The 17,845-nt window shown below is 73.8% G+C and carries 15 protein-coding genes and 2 pseudogenes; 7 read left to right on the forward strand and 10 right to left on the reverse strand.

What is annotated here, in order from left to right:
- Positions 1–105: pseudogene (locus tag ACIRRS_RS36315) on the reverse strand (ABC transporter ATP-binding protein); the annotation flags it as partial.
- Positions 106–311: 206 nt separating this feature from the next.
- Positions 312–2,453 carry a restriction endonuclease gene (locus ACIRRS_RS36320; RefSeq protein WP_402980604.1) on the reverse strand — a complete coding sequence of 714 codons (2,142 nt, stop codon included), beginning with the start codon at positions 2,451–2,453 and terminating at the stop codon, positions 312–314.
- Between the two features lie 239 nt (positions 2,454–2,692).
- Between ACIRRS_RS36320 and ACIRRS_RS36325 the strand changes: the two genes are divergently transcribed.
- Positions 2,693–3,616 (forward strand): DUF2797 domain-containing protein, encoded by a 924-nt coding sequence (locus tag ACIRRS_RS36325; RefSeq protein ID WP_402980607.1) that lies wholly within the window; start codon positions 2,693–2,695, stop codon positions 3,614–3,616.
- A gap of 5 nt (positions 3,617–3,621) precedes the next feature.
- Here the strand turns inward: ACIRRS_RS36325 and ACIRRS_RS36330 are convergent, their stop codons facing one another.
- From ACIRRS_RS36330 to ACIRRS_RS36345, 4 genes are all read right to left on the reverse strand, one after another.
- On the reverse strand, positions 3,622–3,939 hold the full coding sequence (locus ACIRRS_RS36330) for a hypothetical protein (protein ID WP_402980610.1): 318 nt from the start codon (positions 3,937–3,939) through the stop codon (positions 3,622–3,624).
- Positions 3,940–4,273: 334 nt separating this feature from the next.
- Positions 4,274–5,011, reverse strand: a complete 738-nt coding sequence (locus ACIRRS_RS36335) for a succinate dehydrogenase/fumarate reductase iron-sulfur subunit (RefSeq protein WP_402980613.1) — start codon at positions 5,009–5,011, stop codon at positions 4,274–4,276.
- Entirely contained in the window at positions 5,008–6,951 is a 1,944-nt protein-coding gene (locus ACIRRS_RS36340; RefSeq protein WP_402980616.1) for a fumarate reductase/succinate dehydrogenase flavoprotein subunit, read from the reverse strand. The genes ACIRRS_RS36335 and ACIRRS_RS36340 overlap by 4 nt, the downstream gene beginning before the upstream one ends.
- Positions 6,948–7,652 (reverse strand): succinate dehydrogenase cytochrome b subunit, encoded by a 705-nt coding sequence (locus ACIRRS_RS36345; protein WP_402980619.1) that lies wholly within the window; start codon positions 7,650–7,652, stop codon positions 6,948–6,950. Before ACIRRS_RS36345 ends, ACIRRS_RS36340 begins: the two co-directional genes overlap by 4 nt.
- Positions 7,653–7,748: 96 nt before the next feature.
- On the opposite strand from ACIRRS_RS36345, the gene ACIRRS_RS36350 reads away from it, so the two are divergent.
- Positions 7,749–8,678, forward strand: coding sequence for a LysR family transcriptional regulator (locus ACIRRS_RS36350; RefSeq protein WP_402980622.1), 930 nt, complete (start codon positions 7,749–7,751; stop codon positions 8,676–8,678).
- 30 nt (positions 8,679–8,708) lie between these two features.
- Here ACIRRS_RS36350 and ACIRRS_RS36355 read toward each other — a convergent pair whose 3' ends face one another.
- A complete protein-coding gene (locus ACIRRS_RS36355; protein ID WP_402980624.1) occupies positions 8,709–9,197 on the reverse strand; it encodes a glutathione peroxidase in 489 nt (162 codons plus the stop codon).
- A 94-nt stretch (positions 9,198–9,291) separates the two neighbouring features.
- A complete protein-coding gene (gene gcl, locus ACIRRS_RS36360) occupies positions 9,292–11,067 on the reverse strand; it encodes a glyoxylate carboligase (RefSeq protein WP_402980627.1) in 1,776 nt (591 codons plus the stop codon).
- A 708-nt stretch (positions 11,068–11,775) separates the two neighbouring features.
- Here gcl and ACIRRS_RS36365 point away from each other — a divergent pair.
- Positions 11,776–13,248 carry a SulP family inorganic anion transporter gene (locus tag ACIRRS_RS36365; protein WP_402980715.1) on the forward strand — a complete coding sequence of 491 codons (1,473 nt, stop codon included), beginning with the start codon at positions 11,776–11,778 and terminating at the stop codon, positions 13,246–13,248.
- Between the two features lie 64 nt (positions 13,249–13,312).
- Positions 13,313–13,609, forward strand: coding sequence for an MTH1187 family thiamine-binding protein (locus ACIRRS_RS36370; RefSeq protein WP_402980629.1), 297 nt, complete (start codon positions 13,313–13,315; stop codon positions 13,607–13,609).
- Between the two features lie 6 nt (positions 13,610–13,615).
- Here the strand turns inward: ACIRRS_RS36370 and ACIRRS_RS36375 are convergent, their stop codons facing one another.
- Positions 13,616–14,089, reverse strand: a complete 474-nt coding sequence (locus tag ACIRRS_RS36375) for a DoxX family protein (RefSeq protein WP_402980632.1) — start codon at positions 14,087–14,089, stop codon at positions 13,616–13,618.
- 156 nt (positions 14,090–14,245) lie between these two features.
- Between ACIRRS_RS36375 and ACIRRS_RS36380 the strand changes: the two genes are divergently transcribed.
- The 3 genes and pseudogenes from ACIRRS_RS36380 to ACIRRS_RS36390 all read left to right on the forward strand — a co-directional run bounded on the left by ACIRRS_RS36380 (position 14,246) and on the right by ACIRRS_RS36390 (position 17,071).
- Positions 14,246–14,824, forward strand: a complete 579-nt coding sequence (locus ACIRRS_RS36380) for a TetR/AcrR family transcriptional regulator (RefSeq protein ID WP_402980634.1) — start codon at positions 14,246–14,248, stop codon at positions 14,822–14,824.
- 120 nt (positions 14,825–14,944) lie between these two features.
- A pseudogene (locus ACIRRS_RS36385) lies at positions 14,945–16,273 on the forward strand (MFS transporter); the annotation flags it as partial.
- A 36-nt stretch (positions 16,274–16,309) separates the two neighbouring features.
- Positions 16,310–17,071: an SDR family NAD(P)-dependent oxidoreductase gene (locus tag ACIRRS_RS36390; RefSeq protein ID WP_402980718.1), complete on the forward strand. Its 762-nt coding sequence runs from the start codon at positions 16,310–16,312 to the stop codon at positions 17,069–17,071.
- Between the two features lie 53 nt (positions 17,072–17,124).
- Here ACIRRS_RS36390 and ACIRRS_RS36395 read toward each other — a convergent pair whose 3' ends face one another.
- Positions 17,125–17,772 carry an SMI1/KNR4 family protein gene (locus ACIRRS_RS36395; RefSeq protein WP_402980637.1) on the reverse strand — a complete coding sequence of 216 codons (648 nt, stop codon included), beginning with the start codon at positions 17,770–17,772 and terminating at the stop codon, positions 17,125–17,127.
- Positions 17,773–17,845: the final 73 nt, after the last annotated feature.

The raw sequence follows: 17,845 nt of genomic DNA on the forward strand, positions 1-17,845 counted from the left end.
GTCGAGCGCGACCACGCGGGTCTCCCCCTCCCCGTAGACCTTGTTCAGGCCGGTCGCGCGGGCGGCCGCCCGACCGGTACGGACGGCGGTTGCGGGGAAGGTCACGTGGACTCCAGGGGATGAATCGGATTTTCCTACCGTTTCATCCTGTCAAGGCGTCCGCGGGCGATGCGTATGCCGAGCAGTCGATCGGCCCCCGCCGACTCGGCGGTACGGCGGGGGGCTTCCTCCTCCTCAGGTATGACAGGGTCCCGAGGACCAAAGTCCTCCTCCTGCCCGACGGACTACCCGACGGATTCTTACTCGACGGACTACTCCACGGAGACGCCGAAGGCCGTTGCCAGGCCCGCCAGGCCGTCGGTCACGGTGCGGCCGGAAGGCGTGAACCGCCAACCCCCGCCCGCCCGTTGGAACGACCCCAGCAGCATCGCCGAGTCCGGCACGCCCCCGTTGGAGCCCGGCCAGCGCGTCGGCCCCTCCGCGCCCGGGCCGTACGCGGCCTCCACCGCCAGGCCGTACACCTGGCCGAGCGGCAGCGCCGAGGGTTCCTCCTCCTCGCTGGAGACCGCGACCACCACCTCCTCGACGGACGGCGGCAGCCGGTGCAGTTCCACGCTCAGCCGGGCCGCCCGGGTCGGCTCGCCCGGCACCGAGCGGGTCGGGTGCAGGCGCACCGCGCCGTCCGGGTCCTGCGGGTTGTTGAAGAAGACGAAGTGCTCGTCGCTCAGCACCCGGCCGCCCGCGCACAGGAAGGCCGTCACGTCCAGCTCCACCGGCACCCCGGCGCCGGTGCGGCTCTGCCAGCTCACGGTGAGCGCGCTCTGCGCCGCCGTCTCCTGCTGCTGCCGGGGCTTCTCGGGGGCGGCCTCACCGCCGCCGAGACGGCCGCGCAGGCCCTGCTCCGCCAGCAGGTCCACCAGCTCCGGGCCCGTCACCAGCGTCAGCGGCTTGCCCTCGATGTAGCTGTACGAGCCGCGCCCGAAGCCGGCCGTGGTCACGAGGATGCCCTTGATCGCGCCGTGGTGGCGCACCGTGGACTCCAGGTCGCGCACGGCCGTCGGCGGCACCGTCTTCCTGTAGCGCTTCGCCTGGATGACGATCTTGCCGCCCGTCACCGGATCCAGGTCCTCGGCCACCACGTCCACGCCCACGTCGCCGCTGCGGGCCGTGGTCATCACCCGGAACCCGCGCAGCCGGAACAGCTCCGCGATCAGCTCCTCGAACTCGATCGGATCCATCTCGAAGAGGTCCGGATCGTCCTCCCCGCCCTGGCCCGCCACACTGCCGCCCACCTGCTCCGGCAGCCGGCCCGGCTTCACCTCGTCCAGCCGCTCCGGCCGCGCCGACAGCTTGCCGCCCAGGCCCAGCAGGCACTCCACCGGGGCCACCCGGTCCAGCGCCAGGGCGGCGAAGTCCGCGCGGGAGGCCGTCAGCGTGGAAAGGAAGCGCTCCGCCTCCCGGCCCGTCGCCGGATCGATGCCCAGCACGAAGCCGTTCAGCACCACCGACTCCAACAGGCCGTCCCGGTCCGCCCGGAACAGCTCCACCGCCACCCGCAGCGCCGACTGCGCCAGCACCTCGCGGTACAGCGCCTTGCGCTCCGTCGCCGGGCGGGCCACCTCCGCCTCGCGGTCGTCCGACTTCACGTACCGCACCCGGCCCGCCGCCGGCACCACGTCCGGGCCCGGCAGCTCCCAGTTCACCACCAGCTCCCGGTTCGCCCCGTCCCAGGCCGCCACCAGGCGGTGCGGGAAACCCTCCGGCCAGGACGCCGAGGCGTACAGCCCCGCCGTGAAGTACTCCTGCACGGCCTCCGGCTCGCCCGCCCGCAGCCGGCGCAGCAACTCCTCCGTCCCCGAGGCCCGTTCGGCCTCCTCGCGGCGGAACCGCTCGGCCCAGGCCAGGTACTCCCGGTGGTACGCCTCCAGCCGCTGCTGCCGCTCCGCCTCCCGCGCCTGGGCCGTGTACCAGTCCTGCTCGAAGGCCGCCCGCGCCTGGGCGACGTACTGCTCGTACTGGCGCCGGATGCCCGGATTGAACGCCTGGGCGCCGGTGGGCGGGGCGACCTGGTACCTCGGGTCGAGCTGGTCCGGCATCGCCACGGCCGTACCCAGCGGGCCCGGATCGAACGGCGCCACCGGGCGCGAGGCCAGCAACACCTGCGGCCCGAACGCGGGCGCGGCCAGACCGGCGGCCAGCAGCCCCCTCAACTCCTCGACCCTGGCGTCCAGTTCGGCCGTCCGCTGGGCCGCCTCCGCCTCCCGCTCCTGCTGGTAGGCGGCCTTCGCCTCCCGCTCGTTACGGGAGGCCGCCCGCTGGGCCTCCCGCTGCGCGCGCTCGTGCCGCCGCAACTCCGCCGCCTCGGCGCGCCAGCGGGCCTCCTCCCGGCGCTGCTGCTGCCGCTGCGCCTCCGCCCAGATCGCCAGCACCCCGCTGTTCCGCCGCCCCGCCACCAGCCACCCCTTCACGTCACCGCGCTGTCGCGCCCGGCCACAATAGAACGCCCGACGAACCCGCCGCGACCAGCACGCCTTCGCCGTTACCCACCCGAAGCCGTAACTGACACACCGTCGGCCCCGGCCGCCTTCCACGGCAGGGCGCGCGTCCCCGCCCGGGCCGCCGGACCGGCCGTCGCTGTCGGTGCCACCGGGTAGCCTCGGTCCCTTCGGCGGGTGCGAGGCGAGGGAGTGGTGTGGCGATCGGAGCGCAGCAGGCGGGGTGGATGTCGACCGGCCTGGGCTGGCGGGACGGGCGGGCCTGGCTCGGGGCCGTGGCCGGGAGCCGGGTGCACGAGCGGGCGGTGGAGCCCGGGGTGCAGGTCGGTTGGCTGCTGCACGGGCCGCGGCGCTGCGTCGGCGCGTGGCTGGTCGGGGCGACGGAGCGGACGGCGTGCCCGCACCACGCGGTGGTGGCGCCCGAGAGCGGGGCCACGCAGTGCCCGGCCTGCCAGAGCGTGGACCGGGGGCTCGCGCTCGCCCGGGACCAGATCCTGGACGACGGCCGCACGTACATGCTCTACCTCGCCTGGTTCGGCGAGGGGCTGCTGAAGGTCGGCCTCACGGGAGAGCACCGAGGCGACAGCCGACTGCTCGAACAGGGCGCGCTGGCCTACGCGTTCACGGCACGCGGGAGCCTTCCCGCCGTGCGGCGCGCCGAACTCACCGTCTCCGCCTCGGGGATGGCCCGGGAGCGCTTCACGTCCCGCGTGAAGACCGAGAACTGGTGGTCGCACGGCCACGAGGCCCACCGCCGTACGCTCCTGACCGAGGCCCGCGACAGCGCCCACCGCCTCCTGGACGGCCACGCGCTGGAGCTGCTCGCCGACCGCCCGGTGGTGGACCACGTCGACCGGTTCGGCCTGACGGCCGGCGCCCCGGAGGCGTACGGCGAGATCACCGCCCTCGCGGACGGCGCGGTGGTCGCCGGGGCCCTGCGCCCGCCGGTCGGCCGCCACCTGTTCCTGGACCAGCCCGACGGCCGCGCCCCGCTGCTCCTGGACACCCGCCGCCTGACGGGCTGGACGCTCACGCCCGTCGGCGGGCGCGCGTGCGAGGGCCTCACCGTCGAGGAGCGTGTCCGCCCTCCCGAGCCGGACACGCAGGAGGCGCTCTTCTGAGCGAGCTAACCCAGCTTGCCGCGCACCCCGCCCGGCCCCGACCGCGCCCGCCGCGACAGCGGCGGCCTCGACGGCCGGACGTCACCGCGCCCCTGTGGCCATGCGGGCTCCGCCACCTCGGCCGCCCGCCGCGCGGCGAGCGCGGCCCGCGCCGCCGCCAGCGCGACCCGCGCGAGCAACGGGTCCTCCCGGAGCCCCGCCGAACGCTTGGCGCTCTGGCAGCCCGAGCACCACACGGCCGAGGCGGGCCCGTCCGGGTACCGCATGTCCTCGGGCGGCAGGTAGTGCCCGCCACACTCGACACACTCGAAGACCAGCCTCATCCGACGATCACCGTTCCCGATCCGTGGCACCGACCGCAGGGCGACCAGAACTCGTGAACCCTGGGCACCATGCTCCCTTCCTCGTCCAGATCGACCGTCGCCTCGGTCTTCTGGGTCCCCCCGGACCCGCCGCAGCCGGAGCAGGACTGAACCTCGGGCATATGCCGTCCCTCCGTAGCGGACGTCCACCGTAGCGCGAATCCGCGGGAACGAGCACCGGACCCGGCGATCCACCACCCGTACGGGGAGCGCGAGATGGGGGCACACGCCCCCGGACGTGGGTCGGCCCCTCGCGATGAGCACCGCCGCGAGGGGCCGACCGTTCGGGGGGGCCTCAGCCGAGGGAGGCCCGGAGGAACTCGCGGTTCATGGCGGCGATGCTGGGCAGCGGGATGCCCTTGGGGCAGGCCGTGGCGCACTCGCCGGTGTTGGTGCAGCCGCCGAAGCCCTCGGCGTCCATCGCGCCGACCATCTCGCGCACCCGGGAGGCCCGCTCGGGCGCGCCCTGGGGGAGGATGTTGAGGTGGACGACCTTGGCGGAGGTGAAGAGCATCGCCGAGCCGTTGGGGCAGGCGGCCACGCAGGCGCCGCAGCCGATGCACTCGGCGTGCTCGAAGGCGGTGTCGGCCACCTCCTTGGGGACGGGCGTGGCGTGGGCCTCGGGAGCGGCGCCGGTGGGAGCGGTGATGTAGCCGCCCGAGCCGATGATCCGGTCGAAGGCGGAGCGGTCGACGACGAGGTCCTTGACGACGGGGAAGGCGGCGGCCCGCCAGGGCTCGACGTCGATGGTGTCGCCGTCGTTGAAGTGCCGCATGTGCAGCTGGCAGGTGGTGGTGCGCTCGGGGCCGTGCGCCTGGCCGTTGATGACCATGCCGCAGGCGCCGCAGATGCCCTCGCGGCAGTCGTGGTCGAAGGCGACGGGCTGGTCCCCGCGCAGGATCAGCTCCTCGTTGAGGGTGTCGAGCATCTCGAGGAAGGACATGTCAGGGCTGATCCCGCTGACCTGGTAGGTGGTCATCGAGCCGGCCGCGTCCGGGCCCGCCTGGCGCCAGATGCGCAGGGTGAGGTTCATGCGTAGCTCCGCTGGGTGGGGTGGACGTACGCGAAGTCGAGGGCCTCGCGGTGCAGGACGGGGGCGGCGCCGGTGCCGGTGAACTCCCAGGCGGCGGCGTAGGTGAACTCCTCGTCGCGGCGGGCGGCCTCGCCCTCGGGGGTCTGGCTCTCGGTGCGGAAGTGGCCGCCGCAGGACTCGGCGCGGTGCAGGGCGTCCAGGCACATGAGTTCGGCGAGCTCGAAGTAGTCGACGAGCCGGTTGGCCTTCTCCAGGGACTGGTTGAGCTCCTGGCCGCTGCCGGGCACCTTGATGCGGCGCCAGAACTCCTCGCGCAGTTCTGGGATCCTGGCCAGGGCGCGCTTGAGGCCGGCCTCGTCGCGGGCCATTCCGCACTCGTCCCAGAGCAGTTCGCCGAGTTCGCGGTGGAAGGAGTCGGGGGTGCGGTCGCCGTCGACGGAGAGGATCAGGTTGAGCCGGTCCTCGACCTCGGCCTCCGCCTCGGCGACGGCCGGGTGGTCCCCGGGGACGGCGGCCAGCGGGTGGCGGGCCAGGTAGTCGTTGAGGGTGGGCGGCAGGACGAAGTAGCCGTCGGCGAGGCCCTGCATGAGGGCGGAGGCGCCGAGGCGGTTGGCGCCGTGGTCGGAGAAGTTGGCCTCGCCGATGGCGAACAGGCCGGGCACGGTGGTCTGGAGGTCGTAGTCGACCCAGAGCCCGCCCATCGTGTAGTGGATCGCCGGGTAGATGCGCATCGGCACCTGGTACGGGTCCTCGGCGGTGATCCGCTCGTACATCTCGAAGAGGTTGCCGTACTTGGCCTCGACGGCGTCCCGGCCGAGGCGGCGGATGGCGTCGGCGAAGTCCAGGTACACGCCCTGCCCGCCGGGGCCGATGCCGCGGCCCTCGTCGCAGACGTTCTTGGCGGCGCGGGAGGCGATGTCGCGCGGGACGAGGTTGCCGAAGGCCGGGTAGATCCGTTCGAGGTAGTAGTCGCGCTCCTCCTCGGGGATCTGCGCGGGCGGGCGGGTGTCGCCCTGGGCCTTGGGCACCCAGATCCGGCCGTCGTTGCGCAGCGACTCGCTCATCAGGGTGAGCTTGGACTGGTGGTCGCCGGAGCGCGGGATGCAGGTGGGGTGGATCTGGGTGAAGCAGGGGTTGGCGAAGTGGGCGCCGCGCCGGTGGGCCCGCCAGATCGCGGTGGCGTTGGAGTTCTTGGCGTTGGTGGAGAGGTAGAAGACGTTGCCGTAGCCGCCGCTGGCGAGGACGACGGCGTCGGCGGTGTGGCTGGTGATCTCACCGGTGACGAGGTCGCGGGCGACGATGCCGCGCGCCCGCCCGTCCACGACGATCAGGTCGAGCATTTCGGTGCGCGGGTGGATCTCCACGTTCCCGGCGGCGATCTGCCGGGAGAGCGCCTGGTAGGCGCCGAGGAGCAGCTGCTGGCCGGTCTGGCCGCGCGCGTAGAAGGTGCGGGAGACCTGGACGCCGCCGAAGGAGCGGGTGTCGAGCAGGCCGCCGTACTCGCGGGCGAAGGGCACGCCCTGGGCGACGCACTGGTCGATGATCTCCACCGAGACCTGGGCGAGGCGGTGGACGTTGGACTCGCGGGCGCGGAAGTCGCCGCCCTTGACGGTGTCGTAGAACAGCCGGCGGACGGAGTCGCCGTCGTTGCGGTAGTTCTTGGCCGCGTTGATGCCGCCCTGGGCGGCGATGGAGTGGGCGCGCCGGGGGGAGTCCTGGAAGCAGAACTGGACGACGTGGTAGCCCTGTTCGGCGAGGGTGGCGCCGGCCGCGCCGCCCGCCAGGCCCGTGCCGACGACGATCACGGTGTGCTTGCGCCGGTTGGCGGGGTTGACGAGCTTGGCCTCGAACCGCCGCTGGTCCCAGCGCTCTTCGATCGGCCCGGCGGGGGCCTTGTCGTCGGCGATCGGCTCGCCGACGGTGTAGTCGAGGTAGCTCATTTGACGATTCCGATCATCACGGACACGGGGACGGACACGAAGCCGACGGTCAGCAGCAGGGCCAGGCCGTTGGCGGCGAGCTTGAGCGTGCGGTCCCGGCGGGGGCTGTTGGCGCCGAGGGTCTGCGCGGCGCTCCAGAAGCCGTGCCGGATGTGGAGGCCGAGGGCCAGCACCGCGAGGACGTAGAACAGCGCGACGGGCCAGCGGTCGAAGGAGGCCACGACGTTCTGGTACGGGTGCTCGTGCTCGCCGACGGGGTTCACCGTGCCGGTGGTGAGGTCGAGGATGTGCCAGACCACGAACAGGCCCAGGATCACCCCGCCCCAGCGCATGGTGCGGGTGGCGTAGCTGGCACGGTGGCGCTTGTGCGCGTACTTGGTGGGCCGGGCGGCGAGGTCGCGGCGGCTGAGCTGGTACGCGGAGACGCCGTGCGCGACGACGGCGGCGAGCAGGCCGAACCGGAAGATCCAGATCAGCCACTCGTAGCGCAGGAAGGGCGTGCCGAGGGTGCGCAGCCAGTGGGCGTAGTGGTTGATCTCGGCGGGGCCGAAGAAGATCTGGAGGTTGCCCAGCATGTGGGCGACCAGGTACAGCAGCATGAGCAGCCCGCTGACGGCCATGACGGCCTTCTTGCCGACCGTCGACCGCCACAGGTTCAGGAGGAGGGACGGAGGGCGGCCCGTCCGCGTCGCGGTTGTCATGGCGGCAACGGTAGGGACGCGTTCCGACCCGTGTCCAAGACATGATGCGGCTCACGACGATAGGCAGAGCCTATGGAGTGCCCTTACGCTGGGCTTATGCAGTTGCAGCAGCTCCGCTACTTCCTGGCCGTGGCAGATACCTGCCATTTCACCCGGGCCGCCGAGGCCGTCCGGGTCGCCCAGCCCTCCCTCTCCCAGCAGGTCCGGGCGCTGGAGCGGGAGTTGGGGGCCGAGCTGTTCCACCGCACCCGGGGCAAGATCGCGCTCACGGACGCCGGGGAGGCGCTGCTGCCGCTGGCCCGGCGCATCGTGGCGGACGCGGAGAGCGCCCGGGTCGCCGTGCAGGAGACGGTGCAGCTGCGCCGGGGCCGGGTGCGGCTGGGGGCGCCGCCGAGCCTGTGCACCAGCCTGGTGCCGGACGTGCTGCGGGTCTTCCGGGACCGCTACCCGGGCGTGGCGCTGGTCGTCCGCGAGGGCGGCTCGCGCGACCTCGTCCGGCTGCTGGGGGAGGGGGAGCTGGACCTCGCGCTGGTGATCACCCCGCCGAGGGGGGAGCGGCCGCCGGAGCCGGGGGTGACCGGCCTGCTGCACGAGGAGCTGGTGCTGGTCTCCGCCGACCGGCCCGCGCGCTCGGCCCGGCGCACCGTCCGGGTGACGGAGCTCCGGGGGCGCCCGCTGGTGATGTTCCGGGAGGGCTACGACCTTCGGGAAGCGACGCTGGCGGCCTGCCGGGAGGCCGGGTTCGAGCCCGAGTTCGCCGTCGAGGGCGGGGAGATGGACGCCGTGCTCGGCTTCGTCCGGGCGGGGCTGGGGCCGGCCGTGGTGCCCGGGATGGTGGCGGCCCGCTCGGGCCTGGAGGTGACGCCCTTCGCCGGGCCGGGCCTGGGGCGCACGATCGCCCTGGCGCACGGGCCGGAGCTGCCGCCCACGCGCGCGGCGGAGGCGCTGCACGCGACCCTGCTGGAGCACCTGCGCGACGCCGCCCGGGCGGGTGAACTCCCGCCCGGGACGCGTCTGTTGCTCTAGAGGGCCGGGGCAAGATCCGCCGGACAGGCCCTAGGCGGGGAGGACGGCCTCGATCGCGGCCACGGCCTCCGCCGACTCCGGGTCGACGCTCGGGCGCAGGCGGGCGGTCACGGTGCCGTCGGGGGAGAGGACGAACTTCTCGAAGTTCCAGGTGACGTCCCCGGCCTGGCCCTCGGCGTCGGCCGTCTCGGTGAGCCGGGCGTACAGCGGGTGCCGGTTCTCGCCGTTGACGTCGATCTTCTCGAACAGCGGGAAGGTGACGCCGTACGTGGTGGAGCAGAAGGTCTGGATGTCCTCGGCGCTGCCCGGCTCCTGCCCGGCGAACTGGTTGCAGGGGAAGCCCAGCACGGTGAACCCGCGGGCGGCGTAGCGCTCCTGGAGCCGCTCCAGGCCGGCGTACTGCGGGGTGAGGCCGCACTTGGAGGCGACGTTGACGATCAGCAGCGCCTTGCCCTTGAACTCGGCCAGGGAGGCGGCCTCGCCGGCGAGGGTGCGCAGGGGGATGTCGTACAGGCTCACGGGGTGGTCCTCTCGAAGGGTCGGGTGCTCCGCGCACACCGTAGCGGCGCCGGACGGTTCAACCCGCCCGGCGCCGCCGGTGTTCCACGCGCGATCAGGGCGCGAGCGGCCGGATCGCGGTGGGCGCGTGCTCCGGGAGGGTGGCGAGCTCCTCGAACTCGTTGACCTTGTCGATGTCGGCGGCGGCCATCGAGATGTTGGTGACCCGCTCCAGGATCGCCTCGACCACCACGGGGACGCGGAACTCGGCGGCCAGCTTCTTGGCCCCCTCGAAGGCGGGCAGCAGCTGGTCCGGCTCGGTGACGCGGATCGCCTTGCAGCCCAGGCCCTCGACCACCTTGACGTGGTCGACGCCGTAGACGCCCAGCTCGGGGGAGTTGAGGTTCTCGAACTCCAGGTTGACCTGGAAGTCGATGTCGAAGTTCCGCTGCGCCTGGCGGATCAGCCCGAGGTAGGAGTTGTTCACCAGCACGTGGACGTACGGGATGCGGTGCTGGGCGCCGACCGCCAGCTCCTCGATCATGAACTGGAAGTCGTAGTCGCCCGAGAGCGCGACGACCTGCCCCTGAGGGTCGGCGGTGGCGACGCCGAGGGCGGCCGGGATCGTCCAGCCGAGCGGGCCGGCCTGGCCGCAGTTGATCCAGTGGCGCGGCCGGTAGACGTGGAGCATCTGGGAGCCGGCGATCTGGGAGAGGCCGATGGTGGTGACGTACCTGGTCTCGGGGCCGAAGGCGCGGTTCATCTCCTCGTAGACGCGCTGCGGCTTGAGCGGCACGTCGTCGAAGTGGGTGCGGCGCTGGAGGCGGGCCTTGCGCTCCTGGGTGGAGGCGGCCCAGGTGCTGCGGTCCTTGAGGGTGCCCCGGCGCTCCTCGGCGATCTGGACGAAGAGCTCCAGCGCGGCCTTGGCGTCGGAGGCGATGCCGAGGTCGGGGGCGAAGATCCGGCCGATCTGGGTGGGCTCGACGTCGACGTGGACGAAGGTGCGCCCGGCGGTGTAGACGTCGAGGCCGCCGGTGTGGCGGTTGGCCCAGCGGTTGCCGATGCCGAGGACGAAGTCGGAGGCGAGGAAGTTCTCGTTGCCGTAGCGGTGCGAGGTCTGGAGGCCGACCATCCCGGCGTTGAGCGGGTGGTCGTCCGGCACGACGCCCCAGCCCATCAGGGTGGGGACGACCGGGACGCCCGTCAACTCGGCGAACTCCAGCAGGAGTTCGGAGGCGTCGGCGTTGATGACGCCGCCGCCGGCGACGATCAGGGGCCGCTCGGAGGCCTGGAGGAGCGCGAGGGCCTTCTCGATCTGGACGCGGTTGGCGGCGGGCTTGTGGACGGGCAGCGGCTGGTACGCCTCGGGGTCGAAGTCGATCTCGGTGAGCTGGACGTCGATCGGCAGGTCGATCAGGACGGGCCCGGGGCGGCCGGAGCGCATCAGGTGGAAGGCCTGCTGGAAGACGCCGGGGACCTGCGCGGCCTCCAGGACGGTGGTGGCGGCCTTGGTGACGGGCCGGGCGATCGAGGCGATGTCGACGGCCTGGAAGTCCTCCTTGTGCAGCCGGGCGACGGGCGCCTGGCCGGTGATGCACAGGATCGGGATCGAGTCGGCGGTGGCCGAGTACAGGCCGGTGATCATGTCGGTGCCGGCGGGGCCCGAGGTGCCGATGCAGACGCCGATGTTGCCCGCCTTCGCGCGGGTGTAGCCCTCGGCCATGTGGGAGGCGCCCTCGACGTGGCGGGCCAGGGTGTGGCGGATGCCGCCGGAGGCCTTGAGGGCGGCGTAGAACGGGTTGATGGCGGCGCCCGGCACGCCGAAGGCGACCTCGACGCCTTCGAGCCTGAGGATCTCCACGGCCGCGCGGGCGGCTGTCATACGGGGCATCGGAACTCTCCTGCGTCGGCCCGCAGTGGGGTCGGAGGGCTCATCTCCTGAATTCCACCATACGGAAGAACGGTTTCTGCATGTGGAATGACGGTAGGGCGGGCCCGGTGGGTCGTCAAGGGGGATTCAACGGAATGTTGAACGCTCGGAGCGAGGTCGGGATCGTACGGACAGGCGGCTCTCGCGCCCGTGTTCCCGGGGAATCCGCGCCTCCGCGCCCGGAAGCGGACCCGGTGTGGAGCGCCGGTGAAAGGCCGGTGTCCGCGGTCGGGCGCCCCGGTGCGGCTGGGTACCGTCGGTGCCACGCCGGGCCCGTGACGTCCACCTGAGGCCGCGGCGGGGGGAATCGAGGCGTCCGGGGAGCGGGGGAGCTCCCGAGGGCCGCCGCCGTCCAGGACCAGCGCGCCCGGTCCGCCGCACCCGAGCGAGGGACGCACCCCCTGACCGCACCACCCGACACCCGCCGCCCTCCGGAGCCCCCGGACGCGCGGCCGCACCGCTGTCGCCCCCACCCGTGTGGTCCTGAGCCCCTGCCTCGCGACGGCGCGCCCGCAGTGCCCGGGTGCGCGGAAGGAACGTCCCCATGCGCCGCAACCCCACCCCCGCCCGCCCTCCGGCGGTGACCGGGTGACCCCGCCGATCCGCCCGCAGCCGGGCCCGGCCGCCCCGCCCGGCCCCCGCCGCAGCCCGCTCGCCGCGCTGCGCGCCGTGCCCTGGCGCCAGGACCTGCCCGCCTCCCTGGTCGTCTTCCTGGTCGCCCTGCCGCTGTGCGTCGGCGTGGCCGTCGCCTCCGGCGTCCCCGCCGAACTCGGGCTGGTCACCGGCCTCGTCGGCGGCCTGGTCGTCGGCCTGCTGCCCGGCAGCAGCCTCCAGGTCAGCGGCCCCGCCGCCGGGCTGACCGTGCTCGTCGCCGACGCCGTCCAGCGCTACGGCCCCGGCGCGCTCGGCCTGCTCGTCCTCGGCACCGGGCTGCTCCAGCTCACCATGGGCGCCCTGCGGCTCGGCCGCTGGTTCCGCGCCATGTCCGCCTCGGTGGTGCACGGCATGCTCGCCGGCATCGGCCTGACCCTGCTCACCGGCCAGCTCTACGCCCTCGCCGACCGCCCCGCCCCCGCCACGGGCCCCGACAAGCTCGCCGGACTGCCCCGGCTGGCCGCCGAGGTCGTCACCGGCTCCGCGCAGCGCAGCGCCGTGGCCCTCGGGCTGGCCACCCTGCTCGTCCTCGTCGCCTGGAAGCACCTGCCCGCGCGGATCTCCCGGGCCGTGCCCGCGCCGCTGGCGGCCGTCGGGCTGGCCGCCGCCGTCACCGCCGCGGCCGACCTGCCGGTGGCCCGGGTGCGGGTGTCCGGGCTGCTCGGCGTCGTCCACCCGCCGGACGGTGCCGGGCTCGGCGCGCTGCTGAGCGCCGCCGGGCTCGGGACCCTCGTCGCGTTCACCCTGATCGCCTCCGCCGAGACGCTGTTCAGCGCCGCCGCCGTCGACCGGATGCACCACGGGCCGCGCACCGACTACGACCGGGAGCTGACCGCCCAGGGCGTGGGCAACACCGTCTGCGGGCTGCTCGGCGCGCTGCCGATGACGGCCGTGATCGTCCGCAGCGCCGCCAACGTCCAGGCCGGCGCCCGGACGAGGGCCTCCCGCTTCCTGCACGGCCTGTGGCTGCTGCTGTTCACCGCGCTGCTGCCCGGCGCGCTCGGGTACGTCCCGCTGGCGGCGCTGGCCGCCGTGCTCGTGCACGCCGGCGCCAAGCTCGTGCCCGTACGGCGGGTCGTGGGGCTCTGCAGGGAGCACCGGGGGGAGGCGGTGGTGCTGACGGCCACGGCCGCGGCGATCATCGCCACCGACCTGTTCGAGGGGGTGCTGATCGGGGTCGGGCTGGCGGTGGTCAAGTCCGCCTGGCAGACCTCGCACCTGCAGATCGCCGTGGAGGAGGTGGTGCCGCAGGACGGGCAGCCGCTGCACCGCGTCCGGCTCAGCGGCAACGCGACCTTCCTGCGGCTGCCCCGGCTCCTGGACGCCCTGGAACGGCTGCCCCGGGACCGCCCGGTGGAGCTGGACTGGTCGGGGCTGCGCCACCTGGACCACGCCTGCACCCTCGCCCTGGCCTCCTGGGCCGACCAGCACCGCGCCCGCTCCACCGCGCCGCTGGCGGTGGAACCGCCACTGCCCGCCGTGGGCTGAGCACCCGTCTAGCCTGGTCGCGTCCCGGGTTCCGACCGGGACGCGACCGGGCTAGGAGGCAACGGTGATCGCAGCGTTTTCGGTGACCCCGCTGGGCATCGGCGAGGACGTGGGGGAGGCGGTGGCCGCCGCCGTCCGGGTGGTGCGGGCGAGTGGGCTGCCCAACCGGACGGACGCCATGTTCACCAGCATCGAGGGGGAGTGGGACGAGGTGATGCCGGTGATCCGGGAGGCGATCGAGGCGGTGAAGGCGTACGGCGACCGGGTCAGCACGGTCATCAAGATCGACGACCGCGCCGGGGTCACCGACGGCCTCACCGCCAAGGTGGCCACCGTCGAGCGGTACCTCGCGCAGGACTGAGCGTCCTCAGACCGTGGTGGCCGTCCGGGCTGCCGGTTCGGCCGCCGCGGTCCGGGTGCGGGTCAGCAGCGCGTCCACGGAGAACGGGCCGGAGCCGATGAAGGCGATGGCGAGGAAGGCCCAGCAGTACATCGCCGAGGGCTCGCCGCCGTTCTGTATCGGCAGCAGCGAGTGCTCCTGGTGGACGGTGAAGTAGGCGTAGGCCATCGAGCCGGAGCAGAGCAGCGCGGCCCAGCGGGTGCCCGCGCCGAACAGGACGAGCACGCCGCCGACCAGCTGGATCAGGGCGGCCCACCAGCCCGGCCACTCGCCGACCGGAACGGTGCCGCCGGACTTGGCCGCGCCGCCGAAGGCGCCGAAGAGCGAGGCGGCGCCGTGGAAGGCGAAGAGCAGGCCGATGGCGACGCGGAAGGCCGCCAGGACGTAGGGCTGAGCCGTCTCGGTCAGCTGCTTGACGCCGGCTGGGAGGTTCGTGGACATGGGGAGCGCCTCCAGTGTGGGGGAGGTTGAATAATGAACGGATCGGTAAACGTAGCTGTGCACAAGCCAGTTGGCAATGCGCAGTCAGCAAGCTGTCAAGAGGCGCAAGTTGGCCATTCTTGACCGACCGTTCTTATTGGGGCTAGGGTTCTTTTCATGGCACGCACCAAGGAGTTCGATCCGGACGCCGCCCTGCAGTCCGCGCTGGAGCTGTTCTGGCGGCGCGGCTACGAGGCCACCTCGATGGCCGACCTGGTGGAGGGGCTCGGCATCGCCCGGGCCAGTCTGTACGCCACCTTCGGCAGCAAGCACGAGCTGTACCTGCGCGCCCTGGAACGCTACGTCGAGCAGCACGACCCCGCGCTGCTGGCCGAGCTGTCCCAGCCGGGCCCCGCGCTGCCGGCCGTGCGCGCGGTGGTGCGGCGCTATGCCGAGACGGCGGGGGAAGAAGGGCGCCGTGGGTGCTTCGTGACCAATACGGTGATCGAACTCGCGGCGCACGACCCGGCGGCGGAGCGCAGGGCGGCCGCCAGTCTGGGGAGCCTGGAGCTGGCGCTCACCGGAGCCCTGCTGCGCGCCCGGGCGCAGGGGGAGCTGGCCCCGGGGCGGGATCCGAGGGCGCTGGCGCGGATGCTGGTGGTGCTGCTGCAGGGCATCCGGGTGGTCGGCAAGACCACGGACGGCGGCCCCCGGGTACTGGACGCCGCCGAGCAGGCGCTGTCGCTGCTCGGCTGACGGACCGTCAAAAGCCTTACTGGGTGCGGGTTTTTGTATGCCTTCATTCTGGACCAATCGTTCTTGAAGGGAGTAAGGATTGTGCATGACGTTGCCAGGCCCGGCCGCTCAGGCTTCGCGATGCTCGGCGCCGTCCAGGCGACGCTGATCTTCGCCATCACGATCCTCTCCGTCCCCTTGCCACTGGTGGCGCGGGAGTTGGGGCTCGGAACGGCCGGTCTCCTGCTGCTGAACGCCGCGTACGGACTGTCCTTCAGCTCCCTGCTGCTGTTCGGCGGACGACTGACGGACCGTCAGGGCGGCCGCGCCGTCCTGCGCACGGGCCTCGTCCTGTTCGGCGCCGCCTCCGTGCTGTGCGCGCTCGCCCCCGGCTCGGCCGCGCTGCTCGCCGGGCGCTTCGCCCAGGGGGTCGGCGCGGCCCTGATCGCCCCCGCGGCCGTCGCCGTCGTCCGCGAGCTGCACCCGGGCGCCGCCGACTACCGCCGGGCGATGGCGACATGGGGCGGGCTCTCGGTGCTCGGCGCCACGGCGGGCAACCTGCTCTCTGGCGCCGTCGCCGCCTGGGTCTCCTGGCGCTGGCTGTTCGCCCTCCCCGTCCTGGTCGCCGCCACCGCCCTCGCCCGCTCCGGCCGGCTCCCGCAGAAGGCGCCCTCCCACCGCCCCGCCCTGGACCTCCGCGGCGCCGCCCTCGCCACCGCCGGTGTCTGCGCGGCCAGTTGCGGCCTGGTGGCCTCCACCGGGTACGGCTGGCGCAGCCCCGCCGCGTACGGGCCGGTGGCGCTCGGAGCGCTCCTGCTGCTCGCCTTCGCCGCCGCCGAGCGCCGCACCGCCGACCCGCTGCTGCCGCCCGGCTTCCTCGCCGACCGCGGCCGCACCACCGCGCTGGCCGCCGTCATGGCCACCGCCACCGGTACGGCGCTCAGCTCCCTGCTGATCGCGCTGCACCTCCAACAGCTGCGCGGCTGGGGCCCGTTGGCGACCTCCGGAGCCTTCCTCCCGTTCGCCCTCGCCCTCCTGGCCTCCGGCCGGACAGCCGGGGCGCTGACCGCCCGGATCGGCCCGGCGCCGGTCACCGCCGGCGGGCTCGCCCTGGCCGGCGGAGGCCTCGGCCTGCTGGCCGGCGGGCTCGGCCCCGACAGCGGGTACGCCACCGCGCTGATGCCCGGGCTGGTGCTGCTCGCCGCCGGCTCCGCCGCCGCCTTCGCCGGAGCCGCGGTGCTCGCCACTGCCGGGGTGCCGCCCGAGCGGACCGGCCTCGCCGCCGGCCTGTTCAACACCGCGATGGAACTCGGCCCGGCCGCCGGAGTCGCCGCCCTGATGGCGCTCGCCGCCACCCGGCCCGGCGCCCACGGCTACGCCCTGGCCTTCGCGGCCGCCGCCGTCCTGCTGGGGCTCACCGCCCTCGCGGTCCTGCGGAGTCCGAGACCCCACGACCCTTACCACGACCCTGATCAAGAGATGCATCCACACCGAGGAGAACCCGACATGACCACGCGTTTCGCCGACCGCACCGTCCTGGTCACCGGCGCCGGCCGGGGCATCGGCCGCGCCATCGCCCTGGCCTTCGCCGCGGAGGGCGCCAACGTCGCCGTGGCCGGCCGCAGCGCCGCCCCGCTCGCCGAGACCGTCGAGCTGATCGAGCAGGCGGGCGGCAAGGCCGTCGCGATCACCGGCGACGTCTCCAAGAATGCGGACGCCGCCCGGCTGGTCGAGGAGACCGTCGAGGCCTTCGGCGCCCTGCACGTCGCCGTCAACAACGCCGGGGTGCTGGCCGCCATGGGCCCGGTCGCCGACATCGACGAGGCCGAGTGGCGCTACCTGTTCGAGGTGAACGTCACCGGCACCCTGTTCGCGATGCAGCACCAGATCGCCCACCTGCGGGCCAACGGCGGCGGCGCGATCGTCAACGTCTCCTCCAACATCGGCGCCCACAGGCGCCTGGAGGGCGCGGGCGCCTACGCCACCAGCAAGGCCGCCGTCAGCGCGCTGACCCGCTCCGCGGCCCGCGACCACGTTGCGGACGGCATCCGGATCAACCTGGTCAGCCCCGGCCCGGTGGCCACCGACATGTCGAGCCGCCCGGGCGAGAGCGCGGCCGAGAAGGCCGAGCGGATGAAGGGCGAGGTGCCGGTCGGCCGGCCCGGCGCCGTCGAGGAGATCGCCGCCGCCGTGCTCTACCTCGCCTCCCCGGAGGCCGGGTACACCGTCGGCGCCGACCTGGTGCTGGACGGCGGCGTCACGGCCTGACCGCCCGCGTACGCGGCCCGGCGGCTCTCCGGCCGCCGGGCCTCACGCGTGCCTCAGAAGTCCTCCGCCGCCTGCTCGGTGCGCGCCCGGCCCACGGCGAAGCCCTCCATCACCATCACCAGCACGTCCCGCCCCAGGTACCAGCGCAGGCCCCGCCCCAGCGGGGGCAACTCCTCCACGCCCTCGGGCAGTTCCTCCGGGTCCAGCTCCAGGCTGAGGTCGTCGTCCTCCAGCGCCTTCTCGTACAGGGCCATCACCGCGGCCGCCGTGGAGAAGCGCTCCTCCCACGGCTCCCACCGCTCCTCGGACTTGTCGAACAGGTCCGGCCGCACGACGGTCGGCGGGTCCTCCCGGCCCAGCTCCTCCAGCAGGACGCCCCAGTGCGCGCAGCCCTGGTTCTCCGCCCGGTACACCAGCGCGCCGTCCAGCACGTACAGCTCGTCGGGCGTCAACAGCACGTCCTGGTTGCTGGTCAGGTCCGCCCGGCGGCCGAAGAGCCGGTACGCCTCGCGCAGCGCGGCGGGCAGCCGCAGGCCCAGGCGGGTCTCGGCGGCGTCCAGTTCGGCGTCGGTGAAGCCCGCGCCCGGCCCCAGGGGCTGGCCCCAGTGGGCGGCGAAGCCCTCGACCAGTGCCCAGGCGCCCTCGCGTCCCCGCACGGATTCGGCCATCGCGGCCCGCATGTCGAAATCGGTGTCGTCCACGCGGGCACCGTACGGCACGCCGCCGACACCCCGGTGCCGCCCCGGCGTCACCCCGAACGCCCGTCCGCCCACG

It is taken from the genome of Kitasatospora sp. NPDC101183, assembly GCF_044767945.1.
Lineage (GTDB): Bacteria > Actinomycetota > Actinomycetes > Streptomycetales > Streptomycetaceae > Kitasatospora.